At 40.3% G+C, this 18,120-nt stretch carries 17 protein-coding genes and 1 pseudogene; 13 read left to right on the plus strand and 5 right to left on the minus strand.

Annotation, left to right across the window (positions count from 1 at the left end; translation table 11 throughout):
* Positions 1-55: 55 nt before the first annotated feature.
* The 5 genes from MUO14_RS19980 (at position 56) to MUO14_RS20000 (ending at position 5,740) form a co-directional block, all read left to right on the plus strand.
* A complete protein-coding gene (locus tag MUO14_RS19980) occupies positions 56-457 on the plus strand; it encodes a DUF1499 domain-containing protein (RefSeq protein ID WP_244752282.1) in 402 nt (133 codons plus the stop codon).
* Entirely contained in the window at positions 454-1,875 is a 1,422-nt protein-coding gene (locus MUO14_RS19985) for a dihydrolipoyl dehydrogenase family protein (RefSeq protein ID WP_244752283.1), read from the plus strand. The genes MUO14_RS19980 and MUO14_RS19985 overlap by 4 nt, the downstream gene beginning before the upstream one ends.
* A 163-nt stretch (positions 1,876-2,038) precedes the next feature.
* A complete protein-coding gene (locus tag MUO14_RS19990) occupies positions 2,039-3,601 on the plus strand; it encodes a GNAT family N-acetyltransferase (protein ID WP_244752284.1) in 1,563 nt (520 codons plus the stop codon).
* Positions 3,602-3,686: 85 nt separating this feature from the next.
* Complete coding sequence (locus tag MUO14_RS19995) at positions 3,687-5,108, plus strand: GAF domain-containing sensor histidine kinase (protein ID WP_244752285.1); 1,422 nt, start codon at positions 3,687-3,689, stop codon at positions 5,106-5,108.
* The gene (locus MUO14_RS20000) at positions 5,105-5,740 is read left to right on the plus strand and encodes a response regulator (RefSeq protein ID WP_304654198.1); all 636 of its coding nucleotides are present in this window, start codon (positions 5,105-5,107) and stop codon (positions 5,738-5,740) included. Before MUO14_RS19995 ends, MUO14_RS20000 begins: the two co-directional genes overlap by 4 nt.
* Positions 5,741-5,799: 59 nt before the next feature.
* On the opposite strand, the gene MUO14_RS20005 is transcribed toward MUO14_RS20000, so the two are convergent.
* A complete protein-coding gene (locus MUO14_RS20005; RefSeq protein WP_244752286.1) occupies positions 5,800-6,033 on the minus strand; it encodes a YhdB family protein in 234 nt (77 codons plus the stop codon).
* A 259-nt stretch (positions 6,034-6,292) separates the two neighbouring features.
* Between MUO14_RS20005 and MUO14_RS20010 the strand changes: the two genes are divergently transcribed.
* Together MUO14_RS20010 and MUO14_RS20015 are read left to right on the plus strand one after the other, a co-directional pair.
* Complete coding sequence (locus tag MUO14_RS20010) at positions 6,293-6,760, plus strand: hypothetical protein (protein ID WP_244752287.1); 468 nt, start codon at positions 6,293-6,295, stop codon at positions 6,758-6,760.
* Positions 6,761-6,966: 206 nt separating this feature from the next.
* Entirely contained in the window at positions 6,967-7,593 is a 627-nt protein-coding gene (locus MUO14_RS20015; protein ID WP_244752288.1) for a YhcN/YlaJ family sporulation lipoprotein, read from the plus strand.
* Between the two features lie 42 nt (positions 7,594-7,635).
* Here the strand turns inward: MUO14_RS20015 and MUO14_RS20020 are convergent, their stop codons facing one another.
* Positions 7,636-9,405 carry a M3 family oligoendopeptidase gene (locus tag MUO14_RS20020; protein WP_244752289.1) on the minus strand — a complete coding sequence of 590 codons (1,770 nt, stop codon included), beginning with the start codon at positions 9,403-9,405 and terminating at the stop codon, positions 7,636-7,638.
* Positions 9,406-9,586: 181 nt separating this feature from the next.
* Here MUO14_RS20020 and MUO14_RS20025 point away from each other — a divergent pair, with 181 nt between their 5' ends.
* The 3 genes from MUO14_RS20025 (at position 9,587) to MUO14_RS20035 (ending at position 12,552) form a co-directional block, all read left to right on the plus strand.
* Positions 9,587-11,002: a SpoVR family protein gene (locus MUO14_RS20025; RefSeq protein WP_244752290.1), complete on the plus strand. Its 1,416-nt coding sequence runs from the start codon at positions 9,587-9,589 to the stop codon at positions 11,000-11,002.
* A 187-nt stretch (positions 11,003-11,189) separates the two neighbouring features.
* Complete coding sequence (gene dat, locus MUO14_RS20030) at positions 11,190-12,074, plus strand: D-amino-acid transaminase (RefSeq protein WP_244752291.1); 885 nt, start codon at positions 11,190-11,192, stop codon at positions 12,072-12,074.
* 37 nt (positions 12,075-12,111) lie between these two features.
* Positions 12,112-12,552 (plus strand): hypothetical protein, encoded by a 441-nt coding sequence (locus MUO14_RS20035; RefSeq protein WP_244752292.1) that lies wholly within the window; start codon positions 12,112-12,114, stop codon positions 12,550-12,552.
* A gap of 24 nt (positions 12,553-12,576) precedes the next feature.
* Here MUO14_RS20035 and MUO14_RS20040 read toward each other — a convergent pair whose 3' ends face one another.
* Complete coding sequence (locus MUO14_RS20040) at positions 12,577-13,212, minus strand: YczE/YyaS/YitT family protein (RefSeq protein ID WP_244752293.1); 636 nt, start codon at positions 13,210-13,212, stop codon at positions 12,577-12,579.
* 131 nt (positions 13,213-13,343) lie between these two features.
* Between MUO14_RS20040 and MUO14_RS20045 the strand changes: the two genes are divergently transcribed.
* Positions 13,344-14,114, plus strand: a complete 771-nt coding sequence (locus tag MUO14_RS20045) for a (S)-benzoin forming benzil reductase (protein WP_244752294.1) — start codon at positions 13,344-13,346, stop codon at positions 14,112-14,114.
* A gap of 36 nt (positions 14,115-14,150) precedes the next feature.
* On the opposite strand, the gene MUO14_RS20050 is transcribed toward MUO14_RS20045, so the two are convergent.
* On the minus strand, positions 14,151-15,116 hold the full coding sequence (locus MUO14_RS20050; protein ID WP_244752295.1) for a S66 family peptidase: 966 nt from the start codon (positions 15,114-15,116) through the stop codon (positions 14,151-14,153).
* A gap of 372 nt (positions 15,117-15,488) precedes the next feature.
* Here MUO14_RS20050 and abc-f point away from each other — a divergent pair, with 372 nt between their 5' ends.
* Both abc-f and MUO14_RS20060 read left to right on the plus strand, forming a co-directional pair.
* Positions 15,489-17,063, plus strand: coding sequence for a ribosomal protection-like ABC-F family protein (gene abc-f, locus MUO14_RS20055; RefSeq protein ID WP_244752296.1), 1,575 nt, complete (start codon positions 15,489-15,491; stop codon positions 17,061-17,063).
* Positions 17,064-17,115: 52 nt separating this feature from the next.
* Positions 17,116-17,689: pseudogene (locus MUO14_RS20060) on the plus strand (GNAT family N-acetyltransferase).
* Between the two features lie 59 nt (positions 17,690-17,748).
* Here the strand turns inward: MUO14_RS20060 and MUO14_RS20065 are convergent.
* A complete protein-coding gene (locus tag MUO14_RS20065) occupies positions 17,749-18,102 on the minus strand; it encodes a hypothetical protein (protein WP_244752297.1) in 354 nt (117 codons plus the stop codon).
* Positions 18,103-18,120 lie beyond the last annotated feature (18 nt).

The raw sequence follows: 18,120 nt of genomic DNA on the forward strand, positions 1-18,120 counted from the left end.
TTTATTGTATATTTAGTGAATATATAATTAATATACCAATAGAGGAGGAAACAAAATGACAAAGGAATACTTAGGGGTAAAGGACGGGAAGCTAGCTCCATGTCCCCATTCTCCAAATTGTGTATCCACACAAGCCAAAAGTCTTGATAAAGCAATGGACTCTCTTCCATTCATTGAGAATATATCATATACAAAATCATTAATAAAACAAATTATTAATGAGGAACAACGAACAAGCATTCAATCAGAACAAGAAAATTATCTTCATGTTATTTTCACTTCAAAATTGCTTAAATTTAAAGATGATGTTGAATTTTATTTTGACGAATCTTCCCGAGTCGTCCATTTTCGATCAGCTTCAAGAGCGGGTTATTCAGACTTAGGTGTAAATCGCAAGCGAATGGAAAACATTAGACGTAACTATTTAAGGAAAATCGAATCGGGGGAACATTCATGAATTATGATTACCAAATTGCTGTTATTGGCGGCGGGTCTGGCGGCTTAACAGTGGCTGCGGGTGCCGCGAGCTTCGGGGCTTCCGTTGCTTTAATTGAACGTAAAAGTGAATTAGGGGGAGACTGTTTACACTATGGCTGTATGCCTTCAAAGGCTCTTATTCATGCAGCAGAAGAGGTTTATCAGACGGGACAACTGACAGGTCTCTCAGACGAGCAATACGATAGATTATTTACTCAGGCAATGGAAAAGGTTTCAAAGGCCGTCACAAATGTACAAGCACATGATTCCAAGGATCGTTTTAAGGAGATGGGCGTGGACATCTATCAGAATGAGACAGAATTTATTGATGACCACACGTTACAAGTTGGCAGCCGTATGATCACCGCAAAACGAATTGTCATCGCCGCAGGTTCCTCGCCCGTTGTTCCTCCCATTGAAGGAGTGGACGAGGTCGATTATTTAACAAATGAGTCCATTTTCTCCTTAAGGGAGCGACCGGAATCACTGGTTGTGATTGGGGGCGGTGTGATTGGTCTTGAATTAGCTCAAGCCATGGCTCGCTTAGGAGTGAACGTTACGATGATCGAGGCAGGCGAACGGATCGCGGGCAAAGAAGACAAAGAGATTGCGAGCATTGCTCAAAAAGTTATTTCTGAACAAACCTCTATTATAACAGAAGCCAAGGTTGAACGCGTTGATACCTTCGAAGGACGTATAAAGGTTCATTTTTCAAAGGAAGGGTCAAAGGGTAGTGTGGAAGCAGACAAGCTGCTTATTGCCGTCGGGCGGCAAGCTAATACCGAGTGTTTATCATTAGACAAAGCCGGTATAGTAACCAAAGAAGGGGCAATAGACGTGGACCCTTATTTAAGAACGAGCAAGAAGCATATTTATGCTGTAGGAGATTGTAATGGGTCGATGCCATTTACTCATGTTGCGGGAATGGAAGGGAAGGTAGTCGTTTCCAATGCTGTTTTAGGTTTGTCGAGAAAAGCGTCTTACGAAAAGGTCCCATGGGTTGTTTATACAGCACCCGAGATCTATCATTTAGGTTTAACAGAGGAAGAAGCACACGAAAGATACGGGGACCGTTTGCTGACGTTTAAGACGAAGCTTTCTGATAACGATCGGTTTATGGCCGAGCACCATACAGAAGGCCTTGTGAAGATATTAACGACCAGCCGCGGTAAAATCGTAGGTGCCCATGCGATTGGTCCTGGAGCAGGTGAGTGGATGCAGGAAGTGGGAACAATTCAAGGGTTGAATAAAAAGTTTCAGTCCCTATCGAATGTCATTCACCCCTATCCGGCAAGAAATAATGCTGTCTCCCAGACTGCTGATTTGTATTGGCGAGAAAAGCTGTTCGATAGTAAAATCAATCAAGCGATAAGCTGGTATGTTCAGACATTCAGGTAACGATCATTCATTTATAAGGATAGGATCCGTTCGTTCATAGGGTCGGGGTTCATCTATTTTAAATCAAAAGAGTAGGTCAAACTAGACAGATCAATTGATTGTTCAGTACGATAAGGATACCAAGCTTCTCTTGAGACTTTCCAATACAGAAAGGGACGAACGTATGTCTAAACTTGATTTATCTCAATTTGAGAAAAAAATGATCGTACGGAATATGCAAGCGAAAGATATTGAACAAATTTTTGAGTTGCAAAAGCTTTGTTTTAAAAATATGGACCCATGGGAACGTGGACACCTGGAAAGTCATTTAACACACTTTCCAGAAGGACAATTTGTTGTCGAGTATGATGGTCAGATCATAGGAAGCTGTTCAAGCTTACTTGTCAATTTTGATGAATATGATGATAAACATACATGGGATGATATTACGGACGAAGGGTATATTACGAATCATGATCCGGACGGTTACAACCTATACGGAATTGAGGTTATGGTGCACCCGGAGTTTCGCAGAATGAAAATTGGGCGCCGTCTTTATGAAGCGAGAAAAGACTTGGCGCGTGAATTAAATTTGAAGAGTATTATTATTGGCGGACGGATACCGAACTATCATAAATATGAACAAGAGATGTCACCTCGTGAATATGTGGAAGAGGTTCGTAATCAGAATATTTATGATCCTGTGCTCACGTTTCAGATCATTAATGGGTTTACGGTAATGCGGATCAATCCAAACTACTTGCCAGATGATAAAATGTCATCAAAATATGCTACATTGATGGAATGGAATAATATTGACTACAGAACTCGAACGAAACGTCATTTTAAGACAAGTCACCCCGTAAGAATTATGGTGATTCAATACATGATGAAGAATATTGATTCGTTTGAGGAGTTTAGCAGGCAGTGCGAGTATTATGTCGATGTAGCTGCTGATTATGGAGCAGATTTTGCGGTTTTCCCAGAGATTTTCACGACACAGCTTATGTCATTTCTTGAGGAAAAAGTACCTTCAAAAGCTGTCAGAAAGCTGTCTGAATATACCGAGGAATATATTGAATTGTTCGAGCACTTAGCCGTAAGGTACAATGTCAATATTATCGGTGGTTCCCACTTCGTTGAGGAAGATGAGCAAATTTATAACATTTCTTACTTGTTTAGACGTGATGGTACGATCGAAAAACAATACAAAATTCATGTAACGCCAAACGAACGGACATGGTGGGGCATTCAACCTGGTGATGCTGTCAAAGTGTTCGATACCGATTGTGGGAAGATTGCTATTCAAATTTGTTATGATATCCAGTTCCCTGAGCTTGCCCGCTATGCTGCTAGTCAAGGGGCGAATATTATTTTTGTACCATTCTGTACAGATGATCGTCAGGGATACTTACGGGTACGCTACTGTGCACAGGCCCGCGCCATTGAAAACCAAGTGTACACGGTCATTGCAGGAACAGTGGGCAACATGACACAGGTGGAGAATATGGACATTCAGTATGCGCAGTCAGGCATCTTTACACCTTCTGATTTCGAATTTGCACGCGACGGCATAGTAGGAGAATGTAACCCTAATGTGGAGGCCGTCGTCGTAGGTGATGTCGATTTGGAAGTTTTACGAAGACAGAGAAAGTCAGGTACGGTAAGGCAGCTTCGTGATCGCAGACGCGATTTATTTGAGTTGAATTATCATATCGATACAGAAGTAAAACCTGATCGTACGTAAATTTATAGGAAGGCGGACCTGGTTGGGTTCGCCTTTTTGTTATAATTGTTTAAGAATATTTTTACATAAAAAGAGGGTGACTTTCGTGCATGATGCCACAGCTCAAATAGAAACGTTAAAGAATATTGCTGAATTATTAAATGAATCGACGAATAAAAATGTACTCGGGAATGTACTTAGGAAGTTTATTTCGATGACTGCATTTGAGGCTGGCTGGATTTTTCTTGAAAAGGAAGATGAGATTCAGTTAGCTGCTGATATCGGTCTTCCGCCAGCACTTTCGCGTGATAATAAACGGAGGATGTGTGGGGAGGACTGCAGCTGTGTATCCAGATATAAAAGTGGCAGACTTACAAAGGCGACGAGTATCATCGCCTGTAAGAGGATTGAGCAAGCACAAGAAGAAGGTTTAGAGGGCACCGATGGCATTACGCATCATGCTACAGTGCCATTACAAACACCTGGACGGTCTTTTGGTCTTTTCAATGTAGCCACGAGAAATAAATCGAGTTATTCGGAGGATCTGCATTTATTAGAATCGATTGCGCTCCAGGTGGGAACAGCTCTTGAGCGGATTGAACGGTTCGAAGCAGAAGAGGAATGGAGTCTTTTACTCATGCAATCACATGAACTGACAAGGAGTATTCAGGATGCTCAGGACTTACGTGCTTTAAAGTGGACTGTTGAGCGCGGGTTACAAGCGTTGTACCCAGAGAAAAAGGTACAATGGACCAATAAAGCGGTAGCTTCCTCAGCTAAGTTATGTGGTGTGATTAGTGATCAGGAGGCATTTTATGTCAGCGGACAGACATTCACTAAGGCCGAGGTCGAGGTCTTTGAGCTGGTCAAGAAATATATCACGGTTTCATGGAAGAAGTTAGTTCTTATTGAAAAGGAAAAAACGATGGCCAGGAGGGAAGAACGGTCGCGATTTGCTCAGGATTTACATGACTCTGTTAATCAGCTGCTGTTCTCCATTGTGCTTACTTCAAAAGCAGCCAGCCGTTTATCAGCTTCGAACCCTTCCTTAAAAGAACAGGTGGATTATATTCAGGATATTTCTTCACAAGCGCTTCAGGAAATGCGCGCATTGATTGCTGAAGAGAAAAGCGGCCGGCTTAAGGAAGGTGTGCTAGCAGAATTAAGTTCTTATGCTGGAACGATAGGCTTAAAATATTCTGTTGATTCAGAGGGAACAGAATCGATCCCTTATGCATTGGAAGAAACATTATTACGGATTGGTCAGGAAGCTTTACATAATGTATTAAAGCATGCTGGTACAGAAGAAGTGGAAGTAAGCTTACAGAAGTTCCGTCATGAGGTTGTTCTTATCATACGTGATCATGGTGTTGGATTTAATAGGGAATTGAATCCTTTATCCTTTGGCATCTCAGGTATGAGGGAGAGGGCAGCGTTATATGATGGAAGACTTACGGTAACAAGTGAAAAAGGTGAAGGCACGGTTGTAAAGGTAGAAATACCGTTAGAGGGGAGAAGCGGGTCATGATTAACATATTGATAGCTGATGATCATCAAGTTGTTCGAAAAGGATTAGTGTTCTTTTTTCAAACTCAGGAAGATATTGAGGTTGCATATGAGGCATCCAACGGGGAAGAAGTACTGGATTATATGACCAATAACCAAGCGGATGTAGTAATTTTGGATATTCAGATGCCTAAGATGGACGGAATTGAAACAGCTAAACAATTGCGTGAACAATTTCCCTGCACAAAAATTGTGATGCTGACGAGTTTTTCTGATTATGATACCGTTATTCCAGCTGTTCAGGCAGGGGTAAATGGTTATCAAATGAAGGATATTGACCCAGATAAATTGGCTGAGGTCATTAGACGGGTTCATAAAGGGGAAACGATGATTGATGAGAAAGCTGCCTCACAGTTGATGACACATGTAACAGGTGCTCATCAACAAGAGGAAGAAAAGCGAGTGAATGAACTTACGCGCAGAGAGAAAGATGTTTTAAAGGAGATAATGAAGGGGCGCAGCAACAAAGAAATTGCAGACCATCTATTTATAACAGAAAAAACAGTAAAAACTCACTTGTCTAATGTATTCTCAAAACTAGAAGTACACGACAGAACGCAAGCCGCCCTCTTCGGCGTCAAATACATGAAGTAACATTTACATTAAATACCACCTCAGGTCATCCATAAAATGGATGACCTGAGGTGGTAAATTTATACATAAAGGTTAGGGTGTGTCGTAGCTTGGGCGTGATCGATATAGTGCAGCAAGTTTTCGTGGCTTTGGAGCAATGTTATTTCATGACCAGGGTAATGGTAAGCGTGTAGAAACGCCTCGATTTTTTTAGAGAGAAAATGATCCGGTGTCCTTACCATAAGGACGAGTAAATCATCCCACTGTCCCCAGATCATGAATTGCAATGCTTTATCATAATCTTGATAATACATAGGTCATAAACACATCCTTCTTTACATGTGCGTTCAAAAAGTTTGTCGCAAGCTGATGAGGTACTATGGCTTCAATCACTTGACTTTTTGAACTACCTTATTAAGAAAGGATTGTTTTTATTGTCTCCATGAAGGGTAACAATGAATCAGAAAGTTCTTCTCAGATATGGAAAATTCGACAGTATTCTTTTTTGTCGAAGATTTGTTATGATGGTATATGGAAAAGATTGCTTGATCATGATGGAAGGAGAAATAGGGCATGACGGAAAGACACTGGCTTTGGATGAACCTTGGGGGAGTGAGTGCGTTTGGTTTATTCATTCTCATTAGCTTATGTACGGCAATAAATGGACCAGCTCAAGGGGCTATAGTAGTTATAAGTGAGATAATCGGGATCCTTATTTTTATTTTTGCAGTACTCACATTATTTTACATAAAAGATCGTCAACGCTGGTTTGCAATTTCGATTCTTTCATTCGTAGGAGTATGGATCGCATTTGGAATTGGATATGAAATGAGCATCGATGCTCAAACAAACAACAGTTGGATATGGTTTTATCTATATTATGTCGCATTTATTGCAAGCATTGTATTACTCAAGTTTAGTTATGCAAAAATCAGAGGACTCTTCAAATTGACACCAATATTTTTTATATTTTTTAATGCTATGCTAACTTTATACATGGTAACTATTCACATATGGTATCTGCTGCCATTTAGTGAATAATTGAAAAACAGGCTTTCTAAAGGAAGGTCTGTTTTTTTATGTTAAAGCTAGACATTTGAGAAAGATCCAGATTCCGGAATTTTTACTCATTCTGAAGTTAAGGTCATCCTAAAATATACATTTCAGCAAAATACAACTGTTCAATTTTTGTATATAAGTTCCTCCACAACACATACTACGAATAAGCTTGGAAGGAGGAATACACCATGAAAATAAAAGCATATGCACTTGGTCTACTCGTAGCTTCATCGCTTGTTGCATGTCAAGCTGATGACGAGGCAGGCAATGGTAACGGCAATAATGATGGTGTTCAAAATACAAACTTTGAACGTATGGCCGATGACATGAATGACCGAGGAAACAACAATAATGCAAATCGCGATGCCAATGAGCAAGGAAACAATGGCAATGGGAATAACAACATTGGCGGTAATGTTAATGATCAAGGCAACAACAACAATGGTGGAAATGGCGCGGACCAGCACAACTATGATGTCGCTGATAAAGCTGCAAAAAGCATTGAAGACAATGTAGAAGGCATTAACGAAGCTTATGTTTTAACAACAAACGATAATGCTTATGTTGCAACGGTTTTAGATAACCAAGATGGTCAAGCGAAACAAGAAATTAGTGATGAACTTGAACAACAAATCACACAAGTAGTTAAGGATACAGATCAGGGGATTAACAATGTATATATCTCCAGTAATCCAGACTTTGTTGATTTGACGAACAACTATGTAGATGATGTTGCCAATGGTGAACCGGTACAGGGATTTTTCCGTAATTTTGGAAGAATGGCTGACCGTCTCTTCCCGGATGCACAATCATAATGGGAAAAAACAGGATTCTCAAAGTTAGAGAATCCTGTTTTTTTATTGTATCCGGTCTTTTGTCAGGAACAAATATTCTTCAATCGCATCTCTAATCGGTTGAATCGATGCCTCCCAAAAATCTCCTTCCTCTAAATCTTGATCCAAGAAATACTTCGCCAGCTGTTCTGTTGTCATCGATCCGGAGTTGCGCAGCAGTTCATCATATTGCTGAGGGAATGCTGCACCCTGAGATTTTGACATAGCATAGACACCGTTACTAAATAAATATCCTATAGTATAAGGAATGTTGAAAAAGGCTTGCTCCGTATCATAAAAATGGGACACTGTCATCCAACGGTATCGATCGAATTCATCAACGGTCTCTCCGTAAAGATCACGCTCCACCTCAACCATTAAATTACCAATTTCATCCGCAGAGACCAATCCGGTTTGCCTCTTTTGATATAACTTTTGTTCAAATTCGAACATCGCTGGAATCATAGTCAGATACTTTAAACCGTTGGTGATTTTCATTTCTAATAACGATAATTTCTCTTCCTTTTCAGCTTTGTTGATGGCTGCATCAAGCACTAAGTTCTCCGTAAATGTTGAAGCTGTTTCCGCCACACTTGTGCAAGTTTGCTGAGAAAAAGCTGATTCTTCATGCAGGATGTAGTTATGATAGGCATGCCCGAGTTCGTGTGCAAGCGTTACGACGTCCTGGTAGCTTCCTGAAAAGGTTAGGAATACACGGCTTTCTTTTGCTAGTGGGAGGGATGCACAAAAGGCCCCAGGTGCCTTATTTGTTCGATCTTCAGCTTCCACCCATCCGTTTTCAAAAGCTTGCTTAGCAAAATCACCTAATTTGTCACTGAAGTTATAGAAATGGTATAGAATCAAGTCGACGGCTTCTGTGTATGTAAGCTGATTCTTAGGTGTGAAACTCGGTGCAAAAAAGTCATGCCATGCTAATTTGTACAGTTGATTTAGCTCGGCTTTACGCTTTAAAAACGTGTTCACCATTTCTTTATTTTGCTTAATCTTAGTCATCATCGTTTTCAATGTTTGCTGCTTGATTCGATTTTGATCTAGTAGTTCCTTCAGTGGATCCTTCCATCCGCGCTGCTGATAAACATCCAGCCGAAACCCCATAATTCGGTTGAGAATAGTAGCAAAAGCATCTTTATTCTGTTCGCAGACCTCTTCTAAAGCCTGATTTGTTTGTAAACGAACCATACGGTCATTTGCAAACATCACTTTATTTAGCGCTTGCCCTGCTGATAGAGTTTCATCTTCTCCAACCGGAACCTTTAGACGGCCCAACGTGTGATTATGATGATCCTCCCATCCGGCAAACCCATTCGTAGACAAGGTGGTAATTAATTTTTCCATATTAAGTGGCAGCTTATCTTTATAAAGTCGCGTTCTTTCTTCTAAGAAAAATTGGCCCGGTTGTATTTGTTCATATTGAAGAAGTTCTTTCCATTCTTGCTCGGACAAGGAGGACAGCAGATGATCCAACTCTAATAAAAAAGCATCGAAGCGTGTTCTTACTGCTGTACTTTCATTAAGTAATTTACCAGCCTTTGCGTTGTTCACATCATCTGAGGATACACAAATCAGAAAATCATCCACCTCAAGACAGCCATTTATCACTGTTTCGATCATCGGGAAAAGAGGAAGAAAGTCTTGAGCAGTTTCAGTCTTTTTTAAATTTAAATGAAGTTGATCGATTTGCTGGCTTAGTGTTGATAGTTGTTCTTCCAGTTTCCCGGAATGATTGGGATAGAGCGAATCAAGCTTCCAATTTTGACCTATTAATTGTTTCATCCTATAACCTCCATATTTTTCGACTAAAAGTTGTCGCTCTATTCAGTATAAATGAAAAAGCGCTTGCTTACCTCCTTCTACAGGCTGAATGATAAAACGTCTGAAGTTGGACAGTTACATCACATGTTCATGCATGTTCTCTCATATAGTAATGTAGGTAAAGCTTAAGGAGGGGGCATTTTTGAGACAAGAAGATCATCGTAAGCTTGAACAGGCGATTAGTGAAATTACTGATATTGCAAAGGGATTCGGTCTTGACTTTTATCCAATGCATTACGAGGTATGTCCAGACGATATCATTTATACTTTTGGAGCTTATGGGATGCCCACGCGTTTTTCCCACTGGAGTTTTGGTAAGCAATATTACAAAATGAAGCTGCAGTATGATCTTGGTTTAAGTAAAATTTATGAGCTTGTAATTAACTCGAATCCTTGCTATGCGTTTTTATTAAATTCAAATAGTTTAATCCAAAATAAATTAATTGTAGCTCATGTATTAGCGCACTGCGACTTTTTTAAAAACAATGCACGCTTCCAAAATACGAAACGTGATATGGTAGAGAGCATGTCTGCAACGGCTGAGCGAATTACCGCTTATGAGAAAATCCATGGCAAGGAAGAAGTAGAAGCATTTTTAGACGCCGTTCTTGCAATCCAGGAACATATTGATCCTTCCCTTGTAAGACCGAAATTACCCTGGAGTCCTGATGAAGAAGCTGATGAGGAACAAGGAAATCAAAAGCCAAGAACACCTTATGATGATATATGGAAAATAGGGGAATCACCTGATCAAAAACCGAAGTTTAAGAAGGGTAAAAAGTTTCCGCCACAACCAGAGAAGGATTTACTGTTATTCATTGAAGAACATAGCCGTGAACTTGATGATTGGCAGCGCGACATTCTTACCATGATGCGAGAAGAAATGTTGTACTTTTGGCCGCAGCTTGAGACGAAGATTATGAATGAGGGATGGGCTTCTTATTGGCACGCGAGAATCTTAAGGGAAATGGATTTAACGAGTGATGAAGTCGTTGATTTTGCTAATTTAAATGCGAGTGTCGTTCAGCCATCCAAGACACAATTAAATCCATATTACCTTGGAGTGAAAATTTTCGAGGATATAGAAAGGCGATACGATAATCCTACAGAGGAAATGATGAAACATGGGATTGAGGCGGGATCGGGCCGTGAGAAAATTTTTGAAGTGCGGGAGATAGAGTCTGATCAAAGCTTTATTCGTAACTATTTAACGAAAGAGTTAGCGAGAGAAGAAGACTTGTATTTATTTCAAAAACAGGGGCAGAAATATAAGATTACCGATAAAGATCATGAAGCGGTAAGAGATCAGCTGATCACAATGCGTGTGAATGGTGGTTTTCCTTATTTAACTGTGCAAGACGGTGATTACATGAAGAGCGGCGAGCTTTATTTGAAGCATCACTTTGAAGATGTGGAGCTGGATTTGACTTATTTAGAAAAAACACTTCCTTATATTTATCAGTTATGGGGGCGCCCAGTCCATATGGAAACCATCGTAGAAGGAAAGAATGTAGCCTTTAACTACGGCGGCAAGAAAGTTCAAAAGAAATACCTGTAACGTAAAAATCCAATAAAACCCACCTCAGGTCATCCATAAAATGGATGACCTGAGGTGGGTTTTATTTCCATGTGATTGTGGGTACAATGAAGTGTATTGGTGGGATTTTGTTTTTGCTTCCTATAGATTATGTTTTTTTGGTAAACTAATCGTTAAACAGTAAAAAGATCTTTAGGAGGCTGGAATGATGAGTGTCTATGATTATGTGTTAACGGAAGCCAAATTTGTTCATAAAGATGATTTGAATTATCCATTTGAGGAAAGAGGTCTTCAATTTGGTGATGGAATATATGAAGTAATACGGGTGTACGAAGGAAGGTATTATTTGATTGAGGAACACGTTGAACGTCTCTTCCGTTCAGCTGAAGCGGTCAAGCTCAAGGTGCCGTTTTCGAAAGACGAAATGTATGAACAGTTGAATGAGCTTTTAGAAAAGAACCAAATTCAACAAGATGCTAAGATTTATATGCAAATCACACGCGGGTCCGCGCCAAGGGATCATGCTTTCCCTTTAAATGTAACATCTAACCTGTATGCTTACGTACAGGATCTGCCTAGGAAAATTGACCTTATGGCAGAAGGGGTTTCGGCAATTACTACCCCTGATGTTCGTTGGGACTGGTGCTATATTAAAAGCTTGAACCTGCTGCCGAACGTCATCGCTAAGCAAAAAGCAAGCGAACAAGGCTGCTTTGAAGCCATTCTACATAAGGATGGGGAAGTCACTGAGTGCAGCTCATCCAACGCCTATTTTGTTCGTGATGGGAAATTGTACACACACCCAGCCAAAGAAAATATTCTTCATGGATGTGTACGAACACGTATTAAACAGTTTTGTAAAGATGAGGGCATCCCTTTTGTGGAGGAAACGTTCCGAGTTGAAGACATACAACATGCAGATGAGTTGTTTTTGACTAGCAGTACAGCTGAGGTAATGCCGATCGTCAAAGTTGACGGGAACCTGATTCAAGAAGGGCAAGTAGGTCCCATTACCAGAAAAATGCAGCAAAAATATGAGCAGGATGCACAGATTAAAGAATCTCAATCCATGTTTACTCACTTAAAGGCGTAGTATTCAGTCGAGGTTGAAACCTATTGGAGGCAATGATATGAAGAAAATCAACTTAGAAATGAGTCAAGACCAGTATGAAAAGCTAGTGGAAACGGTTTTTCTTGGTACGTGGATGGTCAACTCAACACAGCTTGAGCTAGATGAATCATTTGAAGGTGTTCGCAACCTCGTTCTATCTAAATTTAAAGAAGCAGAACTCGAGGATAAGGTGACATACGAGGAAGCATTTGACGTGCACGATTTGGCTGTGGACTTTGAAAATCAGCTGCTACAGAAGTATGTAGAAGATTATGATGAGTTTAGTTTCTGGGATAAACTTGTTGAAAAATTATCTGAAAAAGAATTGGTGAAAGAATTTGGTTCGCTCCCTGACACATTATCGGAAGAAATGATTGCAAAACGCGTTGAGTACGAAGAGGAAATTGGCAAAGAGCTAGAGGAGCGAGGAATTACAAATCTTGAACTTAAAAGTAAGTAAGAAAAAGCGTGAACCATATGAGGTTCACGCTTTTTTGGGCTGATTTTTCTTTGATGTACTCCAAAGGGCGGCAATCGGCCGTGCTCCCTGATAGGCTGTTTGAATAAACGGGCCTAACAATATGGCGACGATCAATGTCCCGATCCCTACAGGAGCTCCCAGAAGGAAGCCAATCAATGCCATACCGGATTCTGTTGCTATCCGTACAGAGCTTTTAGACCGTTTCGTTTTCTCATTCATGATCATCATAAAATGATCGAGTGGAATACGAGGGAACGGTGTTCGTAAGTAAACCGCTATCCCTACAGCTGTTGCCACTAAACCGAGGGTGAATATTCCCCATTGTGACCACCATAGTTCAAAGGTTGCCTGATCCAGCGTGCCATAAAGAAAGATATCAAGGCTCCGACCACGGATGATGATGGGGAGCAACGATTCAAATTGAGGACGCTTGCGTTCAAGCCAGGCATTAACTAACAGAAGTATAACGAAGGCAATAATCATTACGTTTCCTACTGTTATCGGAGTATGTCTGGATATTCCCACAGCCACACTATCACCTGGACCGACTCCTAAGCCCGATTTTATAATTAGGGCAAGTCCTAGGCTTGACACCACTAACCCTAAGGCATAAATTATAAACAAATAAACGTACTTCATAGTTGACACCTTCAGTCTGACTTGTACTTTATTAATCATATACGTTGACTTGGTTGTTGTAAAGGAAGGATGTTTTTGAAAAAGGATAGAAGGAAACGTTAACAAAAGATAAATAACGAGGAGGGCTATACATGCAATACGCAATCGTAACAGGAGATTCCAGAGGACTTGGAGAAGCCATAGCTGAACAGTTTTTAGGAAAATCGATTCATGTTATCGGTGTCTCCCGACATTCAAATAAGGAACTTAGTAAACTTGCCGAAAAATACGATGGAAATTATACACATGTTGGCTGTGACTTGAGTGATCCTTCTCAGCTGGAGAAGGGAATCGAGCAAGTGGTGAAACAAGTGACACATAACGACACCCACTTTATTTATCTCGTTAATAATGCCGGTGTGATTGAACCAATTGAGACTGTAGGGAATTTTCATTTACAAGATGTAAGTAAACATATGATGATCAACGTTACAGCACCCATGATGTTTGTTAATCATTTACTGAAAGAAGCAAATGACCATAGCATAACAACGGCTATCATCAATATTACCTCAGGTGCAGCCGAACGGTCTGTTCACGGGTGGAGTGTTTACAGCAGTTCAAAGGCTGCTATTAATCGATTTACTGAAACAACGGCCCTTGAACAGGAGATGGCTGATAAGGAACACAAAATCATTGCCTATAGCCCTGGTGTGGTAGATACGGATATGCAAAAAGAAATTCGTTCATCCAAGGAATCTGCGTTTGCGGATCTTGATAAGTTTAAGGCTTTAAAGGAGGAAGGACAGCTGAATTCTCCTAAAACCGTTGCCGCTGTACTGATGGATTTATTGAACGATTATTCTTCCATTGAAAGTGGTAAGGTATATAAGCTTTATGACCTAATTGAAAGTAAGGCCTGAGTCAATAAGCAACTCAGGTCCTGCCTTAATGCATGACTAATGGCTTGTAAAAGTAATGGTGACCCTATTAACTTTTGCTTCAAGCGATACTGTTCCCCCAATAGGAAAAGTGAACCGTGGGGTCGTATGTCCAAAGCTGGCTTCGGCAACAATAGGTAAGTTAGTAAGTTCCTGCTTCGAGGCTATGATTTGCTTTAAGTCTTGCAGTGTAACCTTTGAGCCCTTCTGAAAACGGCCAATCACCACGCCCCGAACTTGACTAAATTCTGGCTGATGGATCAGTGATTGTAAATCACGGTCAAAGGTGGGGGTGTTTGTTAATAAGTCGTCTTCAATAAATAGGATGGCCCCAGCTAATGAAGGCATATAATCTGTTCCTTGAAGAAGGTTCAGTGTACACAGGTTACCTCCCATGCTTGTTCCTGTTGCACTGCCCTCATTCATAACCACATAGCCATCATGGAGGTGGAAGGAACGGTTTTCCTGATCGATATACCATTCATCATCACTCCAATGGTCCGCAGGGCGAACGGTTAGCGGGCCTTGAGTCATCAGTGCTTTTTGGAAATATTCGGAGGTGTACTCTATCCCCTTTACCATGCCAAAGCTTGAAAAGTGAGGTCCTGAGTAGGTGACTAACCCAGTCTTTTCATAAATAGCATGAGAAAGTGCCGTAATGTCTGAAAATCCGCACAAGATCTTAGGATGGTTGGCAATTAGGTCATAATCAATGTACTGGAGCAGTTGATTGCTATTATAGCCGCCGATTGTTGTTAGGATGGCTTTTACCTTTGGATCTTTGAAAGCATCATGGAGGTCAGTCACTCGCTGCTTAATCGAAGCATTCTCTACAGAGGCATGCTGACTAAATGTAATCGTAAGCCCCATTTCTTTAAACCGTCGAATGGCAAGGTTGCGCTGATCATGGGCGATCATAGCCATACTCTCTGCTGGGGAGATCACTCGAACTTCATCGCCTTTTTTAAGTTTTGGCGGGATCATCTTTCATCACTCACTTTCGTTAGATTTGTACTCCAACCTTATTTAAAATCCACTGCGATTAGCATTTTTAACGAAAAAGTCAAGATAGATAATGTCTCTCTGTAAATAGACTGTACTTTTAGATAATTTCATCATATAATAAGAACAACTCAAATAGAAGGGACTGAAGTTTGAAGCAATGAAGTACTAATCCTGTTGCTTTATACGAGTATGAAGAATATGAAATACACTCGTTCCAGAACACAGGATTAGTCTGCCTTCTTTCGAATGGCTATTGCTTCGAGCACGTACCTTTGTCGTGTCTTGACTAGTAGGCTTTTTAAAATAGGCATCTTTGTATCCTCTCTGGAACGAAACAGGGAGGTTTTTTTAATGTCATTTATGCGCGCAATGAACGTAAATTATGCTATAGGTGATCGGACACTTCTTTCAATTGATGAATTATCCATTCATAAAGGGGACCGAATTGGCCTGGTTGGAAAAAATGGTCAAGGCAAAACGATGTTGATTAAGTATTTATTAGGAGAGCTTGATGGGGCATACCTCTCCGTTCTATGGCAAGGGTCCGTCAACTGGATGGAACAGCTGAATGGGGAGAGGAGATCCCAAAAGAGCGGCGGGGAACAAACACAAGCAAAAATCATTGAACTTTTCGCTTCAAACAAAGATGTTTTGCTGCTTGATGAGCCAACGAATAACCTTGACCTAAACCATATTGATTATTTAGAACAACAGCTCCTCTCTCATCAGGGAGCATACGTCGTCATATCACATGATCGAGCTTTGCTTGACCATACGTGTACAACAATTTGGGAATTAGCAGAGGGAGAACTCAAGGTATATAACGGCAATTACACGTTTTACCATAAACAAAAACAACTGGAGACGGCCAAGCAATATGAAGATCATGAGAAATATGTGAAGGAAAAGAAACGGTTAGAGCATCGAATTCGTAAAAAACAAGAGCAATCGCAGGGGATGAGGAAGCCGCCAAAGAGAATGAGTAATTCTGAATGGCAATTAGGTAAAAATAAAGCAGCTGCGAAACAGAAGAAAGTGGAGCGAGTAGGAAAGAACTTGGAGCGAAGATTAGAGCGATTAGAGACTGTCGACAAACCATTTGAATGGGAAAAGGTTAAGATGGATTATTATCAAGTTGAGCCGTTACATCAAACGACCGTGATGACAAGTGAGAAATTGACAGCCAGACTTCCTAACAAACCATTATATACTATCGAATCGTTAACGCTGAAAACAGGTTCAAAGACGGCACTTATTGGTGATAATGGCTGTGGAAAAACAACCTTAGTCAACCAAATTCTGAAGGAAGACACAACGAAATGGGTGTCTCAGGCAAAGATAGGCTATTTTCAACAAGATTTAACCGAACTGCCTGTAGATTCAACCATTTACAAGTACGTTAGTGACCAAAGTCCGCTCGATGAGTCAACGATTCGGATTATTCTTGCCAGGCTTCACTTTTATCGAGAAGATGTCTTTAAATCTATTTATTCATTGAGCGGAGGGGAACGAGTCAAGGTAGCTCTCGCCCGACTGTTAGCAGGAGATTATAATCTGCTTATTTTGGATGAGCCAACAAATCATCTGGACATCGAAGCTCTTCAATCATTGGAGAAATTAATTGTGGACTATCCAGGAACGGTTTTATTTATTACACACGACCGTAGATTTATTGAAAAAGTTGCCGACCAGCTATGGTTGATGAAGAATGAGACAGTACGTATGTTTGAAGGGACATGGGTCGATTGGATGAACGAGCAAGATCGCCCGGCCGTGCAAGAAGAGGACTATGATCAACTAGCTCTTGAAACAAAAGTGACGGAATTAATCAGTCGGTTGAGCATGCCCGATTCTTTAGACGATAAAGGGAAATTGGAGAAGGAATATCAGGAGACGTTAACGAAATTAAATAAAATTAGGAAATAAAGCTAAAAGACGGCCGGCCTGGTCGTCTTTTTGTTAAAAGGGGGAGAATAAATTGGATTTGTTTACCGTTTTTGAAAGTTTGCCTAAATTAGAAACAGATCAATTAATTCTTAGAAAGATAAATAAAAATGACATAGAGCATATTTATTCTTATGGGTCTAACCCATATGTATCCCAAAAAGTGGGGTGGGACACACACCACTCTATTGAGGACACAAAGGAATTTGTGGAATTTATATTAAATGGGTATAGGGAACACAAAAAAGCGATATGGGGTATGCAATTAAAGTCTACTGGAAAACTTGTAGGCACCATTGATTTTGTAACTTTAAATTCAAAACATAAGAATGCAGAAATTGGATATGTGCTCTCAAAGGATCATTGGGGCATGGACTGACAACAGAAGCTGCAAAGAAATTAATTGATTTCGGATTTAGGGAGCTTGGATTAGAACGAATTCAAGCCAGATGTTTTGTTGATAATATAGGTTCTCAAAGAGTGATGGAGAAGGTTGGTATGTCATTTGAAGGCATAATACGCAAAGGGATGTTTGCTAAAGGGAGTTCCAAGACTTAAAATTATATTCTATTTTAGCGGAAGAGGTTAAGCAGTACGAAACTTTTTGATCGGGATCTTAGTAAAAAATAAAAGCTGTCTTTAGACAGCTTTTAGAGAGCTTATATTTTTAATGAAGTCTTTTCTTATCCATATTATCATCGATCACATCGTTGATTTTTTCTTTGGCTTGTTCCACCATTTCGTCAGCAATCATCACAACGTCTGTATCATATTTTTCTTGTTTCGAAACATCGAATTGAAGTTTCTCAGCATAAGATGCTGGTCTATTCATCATAAAAGCAGAAGTCACTTCACAATATTTATCACGGGCTTCGTCAGCGCTTAACTTACCTGTCACAATATCATTCATTAAGTTGAGGGCGAGAATATTTGCGGCTTCCATATCACAACGGGAAGACACTTCACCTCTTGTACGTTCAACAACGACACTTCCATCAAATTTGGCTAATTCACTAAACATGTCTGTTGGAACGGAGTA

The organism is Halobacillus shinanisalinarum (assembly GCF_022919835.1).
In the GTDB taxonomy this organism is placed as follows: Bacteria; Bacillota; Bacilli; order Bacillales; family Halobacillaceae; genus Halobacillus_A; species Halobacillus_A shinanisalinarum.